General features: G+C 66.9%; 14 protein-coding genes. 10 read left to right on the plus strand and 4 right to left on the minus strand.

Annotated elements, in window-relative coordinates:
• Positions 1-80 precede the first annotated feature (80 nt).
• The gene (locus AC13F7_RS01875) at positions 81-1133 is read left to right on the plus strand and encodes a DUF5694 domain-containing protein (RefSeq protein WP_482999074.1); all 1053 of its coding nucleotides are present in this window, start codon (positions 81-83) and stop codon (positions 1131-1133) included.
• 37 nt (positions 1134-1170) lie between these two features.
• Here the strand turns inward: AC13F7_RS01875 and AC13F7_RS01880 are convergent, their stop codons facing one another.
• Entirely contained in the window at positions 1171-1470 is a 300-nt protein-coding gene (locus AC13F7_RS01880) for a putative quinol monooxygenase (RefSeq protein WP_481470360.1), read from the minus strand.
• A 245-nt stretch (positions 1471-1715) separates the two neighbouring features.
• Between AC13F7_RS01880 and AC13F7_RS01885 the strand changes: the two genes are divergently transcribed.
• Positions 1716-3182 carry a SulP family inorganic anion transporter gene (locus AC13F7_RS01885; RefSeq protein ID WP_482999075.1) on the plus strand — a complete coding sequence of 489 codons (1467 nt, stop codon included), beginning with the start codon at positions 1716-1718 and terminating at the stop codon, positions 3180-3182.
• A gap of 251 nt (positions 3183-3433) precedes the next feature.
• On the plus strand, positions 3434-6028 hold the full coding sequence (locus AC13F7_RS01890; protein ID WP_482999076.1) for a methyl-accepting chemotaxis protein: 2595 nt from the start codon (positions 3434-3436) through the stop codon (positions 6026-6028).
• A gap of 126 nt (positions 6029-6154) precedes the next feature.
• Here the strand turns inward: AC13F7_RS01890 and arsB are convergent, their stop codons facing one another.
• Positions 6155-7219 (minus strand): ACR3 family arsenite efflux transporter, encoded by a 1065-nt coding sequence (gene arsB, locus AC13F7_RS01895; protein ID WP_482999077.1) that lies wholly within the window; start codon positions 7217-7219, stop codon positions 6155-6157.
• A gap of 25 nt (positions 7220-7244) precedes the next feature.
• Positions 7245-7571 carry an ArsR/SmtB family transcription factor gene (locus AC13F7_RS01900; RefSeq protein WP_482999078.1) on the minus strand — a complete coding sequence of 109 codons (327 nt, stop codon included), beginning with the start codon at positions 7569-7571 and terminating at the stop codon, positions 7245-7247.
• Positions 7572-7645: 74 nt separating this feature from the next.
• Between AC13F7_RS01900 and arsC the strand changes: the two genes are divergently transcribed.
• Entirely contained in the window at positions 7646-8080 is a 435-nt protein-coding gene (gene arsC, locus AC13F7_RS01905; RefSeq protein WP_482999079.1) for an arsenate reductase (glutaredoxin), read from the plus strand.
• 31 nt (positions 8081-8111) lie between these two features.
• Here the strand turns inward: arsC and AC13F7_RS01910 are convergent, their stop codons facing one another.
• A complete protein-coding gene (locus AC13F7_RS01910) occupies positions 8112-8501 on the minus strand; it encodes a DUF2628 domain-containing protein (RefSeq protein WP_481470366.1) in 390 nt (129 codons plus the stop codon).
• A 194-nt stretch (positions 8502-8695) separates the two neighbouring features.
• Between AC13F7_RS01910 and AC13F7_RS01915 the strand changes: the two genes are divergently transcribed.
• From AC13F7_RS01915 to hemC, 6 genes are all read left to right on the plus strand, one after another.
• Positions 8696-8875 (plus strand): hypothetical protein, encoded by a 180-nt coding sequence (locus AC13F7_RS01915; RefSeq protein WP_481470367.1) that lies wholly within the window; start codon positions 8696-8698, stop codon positions 8873-8875.
• Positions 8876-9390: 515 nt separating this feature from the next.
• Complete coding sequence (gene mdoH, locus AC13F7_RS01920; RefSeq protein ID WP_482999080.1) at positions 9391-11298, plus strand: glucans biosynthesis glucosyltransferase MdoH; 1908 nt, start codon at positions 9391-9393, stop codon at positions 11296-11298.
• 73 nt (positions 11299-11371) lie between these two features.
• Positions 11372-12037: an alpha/beta hydrolase gene (locus AC13F7_RS01925; RefSeq protein WP_482999479.1), complete on the plus strand. Its 666-nt coding sequence runs from the start codon at positions 11372-11374 to the stop codon at positions 12035-12037.
• Between the two features lie 4 nt (positions 12038-12041).
• Entirely contained in the window at positions 12042-13088 is a 1047-nt protein-coding gene (locus AC13F7_RS01930) for a sensor histidine kinase (protein WP_481470369.1), read from the plus strand.
• Between the two features lie 10 nt (positions 13089-13098).
• Complete coding sequence (locus AC13F7_RS01935) at positions 13099-13827, plus strand: LytR/AlgR family response regulator transcription factor (RefSeq protein WP_481470370.1); 729 nt, start codon at positions 13099-13101, stop codon at positions 13825-13827.
• Positions 13828-13881: 54 nt separating this feature from the next.
• The gene (gene hemC / locus AC13F7_RS01940) at positions 13882-14793 is read left to right on the plus strand and encodes a hydroxymethylbilane synthase (protein WP_482999081.1); all 912 of its coding nucleotides are present in this window, start codon (positions 13882-13884) and stop codon (positions 14791-14793) included.
• Positions 14794-14848: the final 55 nt, after the last annotated feature.

The raw sequence follows: 14848 nt of genomic DNA on the forward strand, positions 1-14848 counted from the left end.
GTCACCCTGCCATTGTGCAGGTGCCCCCGCGCAGGTGCGGTGCTAAAACATCCAGCAACACCCCGCTCAGGCTCTGGATGATGAAGCAACGCTACTCAACGCTGTCGGCCTGCCTGACGCTTCTGCTTCCCGCGGTCGCGTACGCCGGAGTCGACCTCGCCTCACTCGACAAAGACATGGTCGGCCCGCGCACCGAGATTCTCGTGCTGGGCAGCATCCACCTGAGCGAGCACGAGGCCTTCGATCCCAAGGCACTGGATCCGCTGCTGGACAGGCTCGCAGCCTTCAAGCCCGGCTACATCACCATCGAAGCCATCAGTGGTGAGCAGTGCGATCTGGCCAAGCGCCATGCAGCGGTCTACGGCGATGATTACTGCGCCAGCACGGAGACGGCGAAAGCGGCCACGGGATTGGAGGTGCCGGCTGCGATCGTACAGGTCAACACGACCTTGGCGGCGTGGCCGGCTGCCCCCACCGCCGCGCAGCGCCGCCAGCTGGCCGCGCTGTTCCTCGCCGCTGGCGAGCGTGCATCTGCCTATGTGCAATGGCTGCAACTGCCTGCGGCGGAGCGACGGGCGGGTGATGGCCTGGACGACAGCCTGGTCGAACTGCTCAAGCACCTTGGCACCCGCAAGAACGAGAGCTATCAGATCGCCGCGGTGCTCGCGGCGCGACTCGGCCAGCAGCGTGTGTACGCCATCGATGACCACACCGGCGACAACCACCAGATCGCGGATCGCAAGGCATTCGGCACGGCGCTCCAGCAGGCGTGGAGCACCTACGGACCTGCACTGGATGCCATGACCGAGCGCGAAGCGGCCTTCATCGCCGCCAACGACGTGCTCGGGCTGTATCGCAGCGTCAACGACCCCGCGACGTTGCGGGTGCTCGCCGAGTCGAATGTGAGCCAGACACTGGCTGCCGTATCGCCACAGCACTATCCCCAGATCTGGGTGCAGGGCTGGGAGATCCGCAACCTGCGCATGGTCGCCAATGTGCTTGAAGTGGTGCGCGATCACCCCGACGCCCGCGTCCTATCCATCGTCGGCGCCTCGCACAAGCCGTGGTTCGATGGCTGGCTGGGGCAGATCTCCGGGGTGGATATCGCCGACACGCAGGAAGTGTTGAAGTAGGCGGCGGGGTACACCGCCTGCCTTGATCCGTGTTGCCTTATCCTTGCGCCAGCCCCTGGCCACCCACCGGCTCGGTCTCGAACCGCTCCCCGAATCCCGTGATCATCGGTCGGGCCTTCGTGATCGCCGCCTGCACGGCCGGCAGCGCCAGCGAGGCGCGGTGCAGTTCCTGGCTGTCCCACACCTCGGTCACCCAGATTGCCTCCGCCGCGGTCGGGTCGCGCGCCACTACGTAGCTGCGGCAGCCCGGCATTGCGCTGGTGCCCTCCAGCAGGATCGCGATGACCGCGTCGCGCTGGCCGGGCGCGGTCAACATCTTGCCGATCAAACCGTACATGGGTGCATTCCGGGGCAGGGGAGGTGCCCGCATCCTGCGCGCCGCCGCCACGGCCGGTCAATGGCCACCGGTTTGAGGCCCCCGTCGCCCTGCGGTATCCTGCGCGCCCCTCCTGCTCCGGCCGCCGTGTGATGACGCCACCCTGATACCGCGTTGACGACGCGCCGGCCCTTGCGCTGGCTCAGGGAGTGCTTGTCTTCATCACACAACGCGCCGTGCGGATCGCCGGTGCGTGGAGTCTGTCCATGTCTGTGTCCTATCCGCTGCGCCAGCAATGGCTCGGCAACATCCGCGGTGATCTGCTGTCCGGCGCCGTGGTCGCCCTCGCGCTGATTCCCGAAGCGATCGCCTTTTCCATCATCGCCGGGGTCGACCCCAAGGTCGGCTTGTACGCTTCGTTCTGCATTGCGGTGGTCACCGCCATCGCCGGTGGTCGGCCGGGCATGATCTCCGCCGCCACCGGCGCGATGGCGCTGGTGATGGTCGATCTGGTCCGCGACCACGGCCTGCAGTACCTGTTGGCCGCCACGATCCTGGCGGGACTGCTGCAGATCGTCGCCGGCGCGCTCAAGCTCGGTGCACTCATGCGCTTCGTTTCGCGCTCGGTGATCACCGGCTTCGTCAACGCACTGGCCATCCTGATTTTCCTGGCGCAGTTGCCCGAGCTGATCGGGATGCCATGGACGGTGTACGCCGTGTGCGCGGCCGGCCTGGCGATCATCTATCTACTGCCGCTGCTGACCCGGGCGGTGCCCTCACCACTGGTGGCGATCGTAGTGCTCACCGGGCTGTCGATCTGGCTGGGCCTGGACATCCGCACCGTGGGCGACATGGGGGCGCTGCCGGACAGCCTGCCCACCTTCCTGCTGCCGGACGTGCCACTCACCTGGGAGACGCTGCGCATCCTGTTGCCCGTGTCGGCCACGCTGGCGGTCGTCGGTTTGCTGGAGTCGATGATGACCGCGCAGATCGTGGAGGACATGACCGACACCCCCAGCCAGCGCAACCGCGAGTGCGCCGGGCAGGGCCTGGCCAACATCACTGCCGGGCTGTTCGGCGGCATGGGTGGCTGCGCGATGATCGGGCAGTCGGTGATCAACGTGTCCTCCGGTGGCCGTGGTCGGTTGTCCTGTCTGGTGGCGGGTGTACTGTTGCTGCTGCTGGTGGTCTACGGCGCGGACTGGGTCCGGCAGATTCCGATGGCCGCCCTGGTCGCGGTGATGATCATGGTCAGCATCGGCACCTTCCACTGGCGCTCGTTCGCCGAGTTCCGGCTGCATCCGAAAAGCTCTTCGGTGGTGATGCTGGGCACAGTGGTTGTGACCGTGGCCACGCACGATCTGGCCAAGGGGGTGCTGACCGGAGTGCTGCTGTCGGCGCTGTTCTTCGCCCGCAAGGTGGGCCGGATGCTGGCCATCACCGATGCCGAAACAGCCGACGGCACCCGCGTGTACACCGTGAGCGGCCAGGTATTTTTCGCCTCGGCCGGGCAGTTCGCCGCCGCCTTCGATCTGCTGCGGGTGCCCGAACGCGTAATGATCGATCTGACCCAGGCGCACTTCTGGGACCTCAGCGCAGTGGGCGCGCTGGAGCGCGTGACCGGCAAGCTGCGCGCGCGGGGAGCGCAGGTGGAGGTGATCGGGCTCAACGCGGCCAGCCAGACACTGGTGGAGCGGCTGGGGCGGGGCGATCGCGGCGGGGCGGGTCACTGAACACGGTCAGGAAGCGGCGCTAAACATCGCAGGCGTGGCGCCGTTATCCAACTGAGTCCCCTCTCTGGGCAGGCAACCTCGCGGTGCCTGCAGGCGGTATCTCCACAGGGCGGGGTGGTGGCATCGATCCCCGACTTCCGCTGGCCGCGCCGTGATTGCACCGCGCGCGTGCCGGCCCGCAATGGACTGCGTGTTTCCGTGGCGGCGCATGACTGCGTCCGCCGGTATGCCCTTTTTCCGGAACCGCCCCCATGTCCGTGTCCCGCCCCACCGCGTCCAAGCGCCCCGGCAGCATCGCCAACCGACTGATGCTGGGTACGGCGTTGATCGCCATGCTCTGCTTCGGTGTCACCGCCGCTATCAGCTACCGTGAAGCCAGTGCGTCGTTGGTCGATGCCTCCCGCCACACCATGCAGAGCGAAGCCCAGGCCGAGGCGCTGCGGGTGAGCGGTGATCTGTCCAACGCATTCGCCACCAGCCAGGCGCTCGCACAGAACCTGCTGGTACAGCGGGCTGCCGGAACGCTGTCGCGGGCGACGGTGTCCGCGGTGATCCACCAGCAGGTGCAGGTGCACCCGGAGTGGGTGGGCTTTGGCACGTTGTGGGAGCCCAATGCCTTCGATGGCAAGGATGCCGAGTTCGTCGGTGCCGAGGCGCACGATGACACCGGCCGGTTCATGAGCTACTGGGCCTGGCACGACGGTGCACCGATGCATGATGCGCTGACCGGCTATGACGTGCCCGGCGATGGCGACTGGTATCTCAAGCCGAAAGCGCTCAAGCGGCAGACCGTGGCCGAACCGTACACCTATGAAATCGGCGGTCAGAAGGTGCTGATGACCACGCTCTCCACCCCGGTGATCGATCAGGGGACGTTCGTTGGCGCGGTGACGGTGGACTTCGCGCTGGCCGCCCTGCAGAAGCACCTGGCCGCGTTGCGCCCGATGGGCGAAGGCCACGTTGAACTGATCTCGCCCGGTGGCATCGTGCTGGCTGCGAAGGATCCGAACGAGATTGGCAAGCGTCGCGAGGATGCGCTGACCACGCAGGTACTGGCCGCGGTCAAGACCGGCAAGACGTTTGACGCCTTCGAGCCGGATGCGGCGGGCGATGTGAAAACCTACGTGCCGCTGCGTATCGGCGGCAGCGAAGAGCATTTCGCGCTGGGGGTGATCGTGCCGCATGCGCTGATCACCGCGCAGGCGCGCGCGCTGCTGTGGATCATCCTGGCCGTTGGCCTGGGCGCGGCACTGGTGCTCAGTGGCAGCGTGTACGTGCTGCTGCGCCGGCAGGCGATCCGCCCGCTGGCCGATGCGGTCCGTCTGTCGGCCGATGTGGCCGAGGGTCGTCTGGATACGCCGTTGCCACCCGCGCGCAATGACGAAGTCGGCCGGCTGCTTGAATCGATGCAGCGCATGCGCAGCCAGCTGCGCGCCGTGATGGCCGCGCAGGGGGAGATGGCCCAGCGCCACGAGGCGGGCGAGCTGAGCTACCGGATGGACACGCAGACCTTCCCGGGCGAGTACGGCAAGATGGTGGAAGACACCAACCAATTGGTGGGCGCCAACATCGCGGTAACGCGTCGCCTGGTCGAGGTGATGCAGCGCTATGCGGTCGGTGACCTGAGCCAGGACATGGATCGCCTGCCCGGCGAGCAGGCCGCCTTCACCGCCGCGATGGATACGACCAAGGCCAACCTGCGCGCGATCAATACCCAGATCGGCGATCTCGCCGGCGCTGCGGCAATGGGCGATTTCAGCCAGCGTGGCGACGTGGTGCGCTTCGATCACGACTTCCGCGCGATGGTCGAAAACCTCAACACCATGATGCAGGTCAGCGACGACAACCTGCAGCAGATCTCCGCGCTGCTGCGTGCGATCGCCGCCGGCGATCTCACCGCGCGTATGCAGGGCGATTTCCACGGCGTGTTCGCGCGGATGCGTGATGATGCCAACACCACCGTGGTGCAGCTGACCGACATCGTCGGCCGCATCCAGCAGGCCACCGGCAGCATCAACCTCGCCGCCGGTGAGATTGCCGCAGGCAACAGCGATCTGTCGCGCCGTACCGAACAGCAGGCCGCCAGCCTGGAGGAAACCGCCGCCTCGATGGAGGAGCTGACCTCCACCGTGCGTCAGAACGCTGACCATGCCGTGCAGGCGAACCAGCTCGCCGCTGGCGCAGCCGATGTGGCGTCCAAGGGCGGTGAGGTGGTCGGCAAGGTGGTGACCACCATGGCCGGGATCGAGGCGTCCTCCAAGCGCATCGCCGAGATCATCTCCGTGATCGACGGCATCGCGTTCCAGACCAACATCCTGGCCTTGAACGCCGCAGTGGAAGCGGCGCGCGCGGGCGAGCAGGGACGCGGTTTCGCGGTGGTGGCCACGGAAGTGCGCGCACTGGCGCAGCGCTCGGCGGGCGCGGCAAAGGAGATCAAGGGGTTGATCGACGACTCGGTCACCCAGGTCAGCGCGGGCTCGGCGCTGGTCCACACGGCCGGCCGCACCATGGAGGAGATCGTGACCGGCGTGCGTCGGGTCAACGACATCATGGCCGAGATCTCGGCGGCGTCGAAGGAGCAGTCCGCCGGCATCGAGCAGGTCAACCAGACCATCACCCAGATGGACGAAACGACGCAGCAGAATGCCGCGCTGGTCGAGGAAGCCACGGCGGCAGCGCGTGCGATGGAAGAGCAGGCGCAGCAGCTGGGCACGGCGGTGGCGATCTTCCGGCTGCAGGCCCATCCGGGCACGCCGGCCGCACCGGTGCGTCGTAGTGCGCCTGCGCGCGGTGCCTCGCGCGTACCGGTGGCGGCGGTGGCGAGTGAGGAGTGGCAGACGTTCTGAGGGCGGCTCCTGCCGATTACTCCCGTTGGTCGGCGCGCTCCATCGCGGTGGTACGTCGGGCGTTGATGTAAGCCAGCAGGCGGTGCCCGGCGCGTATGCCGGGTACTTCAATAGGCTCGATTCGTTTCAATGGGGGAGTGCGGCGGTCTCATTGAAGCAGCGGCGGCCGAGGCGCAGCGCCAGATGGACCAGTACGATCAACACCGGCACCTCTACCAAGGGCCCGATCACGGCAGCGAATGCGACCGGTGAGCCCAGCCCGAAGGCGGCGATCGCCACGGCGATGGCCAGTTCGAAGTTGTTGCCCGTTGCGGTGAAGGCGATGGCGGTGGTGCGCGGATAGTCGCGTGCGATCCAGCGGCCCATGAAGAAGCTCAGCAGGAACTGCACGAAGAAGTAGATGGTCAGTGGGATGGCGATACGTACTGCATCCATGGGAATGCGCACCAGATCGCCGCCCTTGAGGCTGAACATCGCCACGATGGTGAGCAGCAGTGCGACCAAGGTGACCGGGCTGATGGCGGGCAGGAAGCGCGTTTCGTACCAGTCAGCCCCGCGCACGCGCAGCAGCAGGCGTCTCCCCAGATAGCCCGCTGCAAAGGGGATGCCCAGATACACCAGCACCGCGCCGGCAATGGTCCAGGTGCTGACATCAATCACGCTGCGCTGCAACCCGAACAGCGGCGGCAACACGGTCAGAAACAGCCACGCATAGACGCTGAAGAAAGCGATCTGGAACAGGGAGTTGAACGCGACCAGGCCTGCCACGTACTGGTTGTCGCCGTGCGCGAGCTGGTTCCAGACCAGCACCATCGCGATGCAACGGGCCAGACCAATCAGGATCAGCCCGGTCATGTACTCCGGCCGGTCGTGCAGGAACACCGCGGCCAGCGCGAACATCAGCACCGGTCCCACCACCCAGTTCTGCAGCAGCGACAGCGCCAGCACGCGCTTGTCGGCGAAGACGGCGGGCAGCGCCTTGTACTTCACCTTGGCCAGTGGCGGGTACATCATCAGGATCAGACCTGCTGCGATCGGCAGGTTGGTACCGCCAATGGTCATCGCGTCCAGCGCGGCGGGAAGGCCATCGAAGACGGTGCCCAGTACCACGCCGAGCGCCATCGCCGCGAAGATCCACAGGGTAAGCCAGCGGTCCAGAAAGGACAGGCGGGAGGTGGCATGTGTCGTCATCGCGATGGGCCCGGCAGTCAACGGATCAGCACGACGGCGCGCATTGGCCGGTCGGACCGCAGTCCGTCTCGCCGGCACAGCAGTTCTCGGTGAGGTAGCTGATGAGGCCATTCATCGCCTTGAAGTCGGCGCGGTAGCAGATGCTGCGCCCGCGCGACTCGGCGCTGACCAGGCCCGCCGCGCTCAGTTCCTTGAGGTGGAAGGACAGCGTGGCACCGGGAAGGCCGAGGTCGGCGGCTATTTCTCCGGCCAACCGGCCAACCCGGCCGGCCTGGACCAACAGGCGGAAAACGCTCAGGCGGGTGTTATGACCGAGGGCGGAAAGGGCGTGGGTTGCACTGTTGTGTTCCATGTTTCTAGAATAGTCGAACAATAAATCCGGAGCAACCTCATGTCCTTGCTGCACAACCCGATGCGCACCCACGCATGAAGGCCGTGATCTACCACAACCCGGACTGCGCGACCTCGCGCAATGTGCTCGCGCTGATGCGCCATGCCGGCGTGGCGCCGGAGGTGGTGGAGTACCTGCGCACCCCGCCGGATCGTGAGCGTTTGATCGCACTGATCGCCGCCGCAGGCCTGCAGGTTCGCGATGCGCTTCGCCAGAAAGGCACCCCGTACGCCGCGCTGGGCCTGGCCGATCCAACGCTGCAGGACACCCAGCTGCTGGATGCGATGCTGGCCCATCCGATCCTGATCAACCGGCCCTTCGTGCAGACCGAACTGGGGGTGCGCCTGGCGCGACCCTCGGAGACCGTGCTGGAGATCCTGCCGCCGGTGCAGGCGCCGTTCCGCAAAGAAGATGGGGAGGTGGTGATCGACGCCCACGGCCGGCGCGGCACAAAAAAGCCCGGTCAGTGACCGGGCTTCTTCATCCAGGCGTGCGCAGTACTTACCAGCGCATGCCGGCAAACGGGTTCCAGCTGGTGTCGCCCTTCACCTTTTCCAGGTAGTACGAGTAGTTGGTCGTGAGCGCGATCAGCACCGACCAGGCCATGCCGATCGCCCGGCCGACCATGTCCGGCAGGAACGCCACGATCACCATCAGCACGAGGGTGATGCCCAGGATGGTGAGCGCCTTGCGCCACATACCCAGAATCAGCAGGTAGATCCAGCTGAAGAACAGCGCGAAGAAGTTGAAGTTGATCTTGATCCTCTGGCCGAACGTCAACGTCTTGAATGCAGCCTTGAAACCAGGCGAATTGGGGGCACCGTGCTGTTCGAAGAAGTTGAAGCGGAACTGCCACTTGGGGCTGAGGGGGGAAGCAGTGTTGGAATCCATATCCGAATCGTTGTTTGAAAGCGATTACATGATAGCGGGGCGACCTACAGAAGCGCCAATTTTTCTGTGCATTCCACCCCCTCCAGCAGGCACTGCGCGCACCGTCACACATTCGTCCCGGTTTTCCGATAGGGTGCGCAATCCGCGCGGCCGGAAGCCCCGCGGGCAATGCGACGTCAACGAGATGCCATTCCATGTCCACTGATGTAATGACCCCCGAGCGCCCCCAGGCAGGACCGCAGATTGCGCCGTGTCCGGTGGCCACCCAGGCGCAGCATCTGCTCGCCCAGCTGCAGTTCTCGCAGGTGAGCGCGCGCGCGCTGTCGCGCCTGCCGGTTGATGCCGACCTGGCCATGGCCGCGCCCACCATCTGAGCGGATGGACCTCGCCGAGCGTTTGGCTTGGCGACCTGCTCCCCTCGTCCTTTTGCCTCGACTCCGGGGCCGCCGCCATGCCTGGCGGACGGATGAACTGCGCAATGCAGCCACCTACCGTGCCAGCGACAGGCGTAAGGTTCACCTTGGTGGGCCTGTCGTGGACCATCCGGTTCCTCTGTAAGATGAATGGGGAAAGGCCCACGGCACAGGGCCTGCGCCTCCGTGGTCCTGGGGGGCAGTCCACTTGGCTCGATCCAAAAGCTGAATGCGGAGAAATCACCGGTGAAACCTTCGCACCCACCTTACAATTCGCGCCATAGACTGAGCCGCATTTTTCGTCTCAAGTCGGTTGGAGAGTTCGTGGGTTCCGGGAGTCACAGACAACAGCGGCGTGCCGGTGATCGGCCCGCACCGACAGGACGAATGCGCGTCATCGCGCGCGCCGGGCTCAGGACGCCCCTTTCCGCATCTCGCATCTCCGGCCTGGCACGCCCTGCACAGGGACACCGCGCATGAGTACCCAGACCCTCCACGCCCGACTGGATGCCGGTCGGGCGACGCTGCCGGCCGAGTCGCCGTTGCCGATGCCCGAGCAGTCCCTCCAGGAAGGCGAGCTGCAGGTCCGCCGGCAGCGCACCGCGCCGCGGATGATCGGTCTGCGCCGCTTCTACATCCTGGGTGGCACCGCGGCGATGACCGCCGCCGCCAGCCGGATGATGTGGAAGGTACTGGCCGTCAACGGCATCAGCGTGCTGGAAGCCTGCCTGCTGGTACTGTTCGTGGGCCTGTTCGCGTGGATCGCGCTGTCCTTTGCCGGAGCCGTGGCCGGCTTTCTGACCGCGGTATTCGATCGTGGTTACAAGCTGGGGATCGATCCGGATGCGCCGCTGCCGACCGTGCACACGCGCACCGCGCTGCTGATGCCCACCTACAACGAGGACCCGCGTCGGCTCTTGGCGGGCCTGCAGGCGATCTATGAGTCGGTGGCCGAGACGGGCCAACTGGAAAACTTCGATTTCTATGTGCTCAGCGATACCCGCCGCGATGACATCGGGCAGGCCGAAGAAGAAGCCTTCCACGCGCTGTGCGATGCGGTCGGCGGCCATGACCGCATCTTCTACCGTCGCCGCGGCGACAACAGCGGGCGCAAGGCCGGCAACATCGCCGATTGGGTCCGTCGTTTCGGCGGCGCCTACCCGCAGATGCTGATCCTGGATGCCGACAGCCTGATGACCGGCGATACCATCGTGCGCCTGGTCGCCGGCATGGAACACAACCCGGATGTCGGGCTGATCCAGACCCTGCCGGCGGTGGTCGGCGGGCGCACCCTGTTTGCCCGCATGCAGCAGTTCGGTGGGCGCGTATACGGTCCGGTGATCGGCCGCGGCGTGGCCTGGTGGCATGGCGCGGAGAGCAACTACTGGGGCCACAACGCGATCATCCGCACCCAGGCGTTCGCCGAACAGGCCGGCCTGCCGTCGCTGCCGGGCAAGGAGCCATTCGGTGGGCATGTGCTCAGCCACGATTTCGTCGAAGCGGCACTGATGCGCCGTGGCGGCTGGGCCACCCACATGGTGCCCTACCTCAAAGGCAGCTATGAGGAAGGCCCGCCCACCCTGACCGACCTGCTGGTGCGCGATCGCCGCTGGTGCCAGGGCAATCTGCAGCACGCCAAGATCGTCGGCTCAAAAGGCCTGCACTGGGTCAGCCGCATGCACATGCTGGTCGGCATCGGGCATTACTTCACCGCGCCGATGTGGGCGATGCTGATGCTGATCGGCATCGCGATTCCCCTGTTCCAGGGCGGTATCGACATCAACGAAGTGCTGCATCTCTCGCCGGGTGTGTACTGGCGCCACCAGGATGAGACGCAGGTGATCCGCATGTTCGCGATCACCATGGTGGTGCTGCTCTCGCCCAAGGTGCTGGGCTATCTGGCGATGTTGCTGGAGCCGGTCGAGCGACGTGGCTGCGGCGGCACGATCCGCGCCTTCATCTCGATGCTGCTGGAGACCATCCTCGCCGCGCTGATGGCGCCGGTGGTGATGTACGTGCAGTCGCGCGGTGTGGCCGAAGTGTTGGCCGGCAAGGACTCGGGCTGGGACGCGCAGCAGCGCGACGATGGTGGCGTGTCCTGGTCGGCATTGGCGCGCGGCTATGGTGGCTTGAGCGTGTTCGGGCTGTTCATGGGCGCGCTGGCCTACGCGGTTTCGCCCTCCCTGGCCGCGTGGATGGCCCCGGTGGTGATCGGCATGGTGTTGGCCATCCCGGTGGTGGGCTTCACGTCTTCGCGCACCGCCGGCGTCTGGATGCACCGGCTGGGCCTGATGGAGATCCCCGAGGAATCGGCACCGCCGAAGGTGCTGGTGCGCGCGGCCGAGCTGCGCCGTGCCGCCGCCGAGGCACACCCCGCCGTCTGATCACGGGATGCCAGGCATCGCTCCCATTGGGGTGGGGCGCGGTCATAATGCGGCTTGAACGTACTGGAGCCGCCTGATGCTGGATACCGTGGAAAACGAAACCGGCGCCGACCCGCAGTGGTCGGTGCTGTGGCTGCATGGCCTGGGTGCCGATGGCCATGACTTCGCCCCGATCGTGCCCGAACTGGTACGCCCGCACTGGCCGGCGATCCGCTTCGTGTTCCCGCATGCCCCGGTGCAGCCGATCACCATCAACAACGGCGTGCCGATGCGCGCCTGGTACGACATCGTCAGCGCCGACTTCCGCTCGCGCGCAGACAGCGCCGGTGTGGACGCCTCCATCGTGGAACTGGAGCTGCTGATCGAGCGCGAGATCGCCCGTGGCATCCCGGCCGAACGGATCCTGCTGGCCGGCTTCTCGCAGGGCGGAGCAGTGATCCTGAGCGCACTGCTGCGTCGCACGCGCCCGTTGGCCGGGCTGATCGCGCTGTCGACCTATCTTCCCGACCCGGCCAAGGCCGCTGCTGCGCGCGTGCCCGGGGCGATCAGCGTGCCGGTCTTCATGGCCCATGGCACGCAGGATCCGGTGATCCCGGTGGCGATCGCGCGGGACACCGCGCAGACCCTGGAAACCCTCGGTCTGCCGGTGGAGTGGCACACCTATACGATGGCCCACCAGGTATGCGCGGAAGAAATGCATGCGCTGGGCAAGTGGCTCGAGGCGCGCTTCGCCGCCTGACGCCATGAACGACCCGCGCCAGCAGTCCTGGTTGCCCGAGCTGTGTCGCCTGCCGCGACTGGCGGCGATGCTGGGGTTGGCCGAGCTGGTGGTGGTGGTGGTGGCGCTGGCACCCGATGGCAGCCGCCACTGGACGCTGTCGGACTTCCTGTCCGCCAGCGGCTTCGCGCTGTGGCTGGCGCTGGCGGTGACGGTCAGTCTGTGCAGTCTGCGCGCCATGCTTTCGCGCCTGCCGGAAGTGCCCGGCATGGTGCTGGTGGTGGCGATGACCGGGCTGATCGCCGGCGCCTGCGCGGCGATCGTGCACGCACTGTATGGCGTGCTCGGTGGCAGCAATTTTGCCCAGGCGGTCGGCTTCTGGCGTTTTACTCTCGGCAGCGCGGCGATGACCGCCTTGATCACGGCGCTGGCGTTGCGCTACTTCTACGTCAGTGATCGTGGCAGCGCACAGATGCTGGCCAACGCGCGCGCCCAGGCCGACGCGCTGCAGGCACGGATCCGCCCGCACTTTCTCTTCAACAGCATGAACCTGATCGCCAGCCTGTTACGCCGCGATCCGGACGTGGCCGAGCGCGCGGTGCTCGATCTGTCCGACCTGTTCCGGGCCGCGCTCGGTGCCGGTGATGGCGATTCGACGCTGCAGGCCGAGTGCGAACTGGCCGAGCGCTACCTCTCGATCGAGTCGCTGCGCCTGGGGGACCGCTTGAAAGTGATCTGGCTGCGCGACGAACCGCTGCCCTGGTCGTTGCCGATGCCGCGGCTGGTACTGCAGCCACTGGTCGAAAATGCCGTGCTGCATGGCATTTCGCGGGTACCCGCGGGCGGCACGATCGTGCTGGCACTGTCCAGTGACGGAACCAATCTGCACATCCGCGTGCGCAACCCTGCACCGGATCCGGCCACGCGCGGCCTGCCGCTCCTGCAGGGCGCCGGGCATGCACAACGCAACATCGCCCATCGCCTGGCCTGGCGCTTCGGCCCGGCCGCGCGGATGACGGGGGCGTGGGCCGACGGCTACTATGCTTGCGAAATCACGGTCCCGCTCCAGTGAGGAAACTGTCTTGAAGGTGGTGATCGCCGACGACGAACCGCTGGCCCGCGAGCGCCTGCGCGCCCTGCTGGCCGATCAGGCCGGCATCGAGGTCGTGGCCGAAGCGGAGAACGGCGAACAGGCCCTGCATGCCTGCGCCGAGCTGCAGCCGGACCTGGTCCTGCTCGATATCGCGATGCCCGGCCTGGATGGACTGGAGGCGGCCCGCCACCTGGCCACCTTCGAGCCACGCCCGGCCGTGGTGTTCTGCACCGCCTATGACGCCCATGCGCTGTCCGCGTTCGAGGCGGCGGCCATCGATTACCTGATGAAGCCGGTGCGTCCCGAGCGCCTGGCCGCTGCACTGGAGCGGGCCCGCACTTTCCTCGCCGGCCGCAGCGTCCCACCGACGGCCGCCAGCCAACAGGCGCGCACGCTGCTGTGCGCACGTCTGCGGGGCAGCCTGCGCTTGATCCCGGTCGAGGACATCCACTACCTGCAGGCCGAAGAAAAGTACGTGGTCGTACACCATGCCCGCGGCGAGGATCTGCTGGAAGAATCGCTGAAGTCGCTGGAGGAGGAATTCGGCAACCGTTTCGTGCGCATCCATCGCAATTGCCTGGTCGCCCGGCACGAACTGGTGGAGCTGCGACGAAATGGCGCAGGCCAGGTCCAGGCGGTGCTGCGGCACGGGCATGAGCCGCTGGAAGTGAGCCGCCGCTGCGTGGCCACCCTCAAGCAGGACCTCAAGCACCTGTGACACGAGGGCAGGCGACCGTTGGTCGATATGCCCCTGTGCGCCGATAATGGCGGCATGAAGACCCTGCGCATCGCCACCCGAAAGAGCCCGCTTGCCCTGTGGCAGAGCGAATACGTCGCCGACCGCCTGCGAGAGGCGCATCCGGGGCTGGAGGTGGTGCTGATCCCGCTGAGCACGCGCGGCGACGAAGTGCTGGACCGTTCGCTGGCGGCGATCGGTGGCAAGGGCCTGTTCCTCAAGGAGCTGGAGCTGGCGATGCTGCGCGGGGAAGCCGATTGCGCGGTGCATTCGCTCAAGGATGTGCCGATGGAGCTGGATGCGCCGTTCGCGCTGCCGGCGATGCTGCCCCGCCACGACGCCGCCGATGGCTTCATCTCCAATCTGTATGCCTCGCTGGACGCGCTGCCGATCGGCGCACGCGTGGGTACCTCGTCACTGCGCCGCCAGGCCCAGCTGCGCGCGCTGCGTCCGGATCTGGAACTGTCGGACCTGCGCGGCAACGTCAACACGCGCCTGGCCAAGCTCGACAACGGTGGCTACGACGCCATCGTGCTGGCGGTGGCCGGGCTGGAACGCCTGGGTCTGGGCAACCGCATCGTGGCGCGCCTGACGGCACCAGACTGGCTGCCGGCGCCGGCACAGGGCGCGGTGACGGTGGAATGCAACGGCGAGGATGCCGGCGTCATGGCGCTGTTCGCCGCGCTGGACGATGCCGACACGCGCGCCTGCGTGGAAGCCGAGCGCGCCATGAACCGCGCGCTGCATGGCAGCTGTCATGTGCCGGTCGCCGGCTTTGCGCAATGGGAAGGCGAGAATCTGTTCCTGCAGGGCCTGGTCGGCGGCGTCACCGATGGCCGCATCGTGCGCGCGGAAGCGCGTGGCCCGGCCAGTGATCCGGAAACGCTGGGCCAGCGCGTGGCGCGTGGCCTGCTCGATGCCGGTGCCGGGGAGCTGCTCGCGGTCTGAGGCGCGTAGTGCCGGCCGCTGGCCGGCAGTCCCTGCTGCGCAAGGTGCGCGATGA

It is taken from the genome of Stenotrophomonas sp. K-6, from assembly GCF_056861555.1.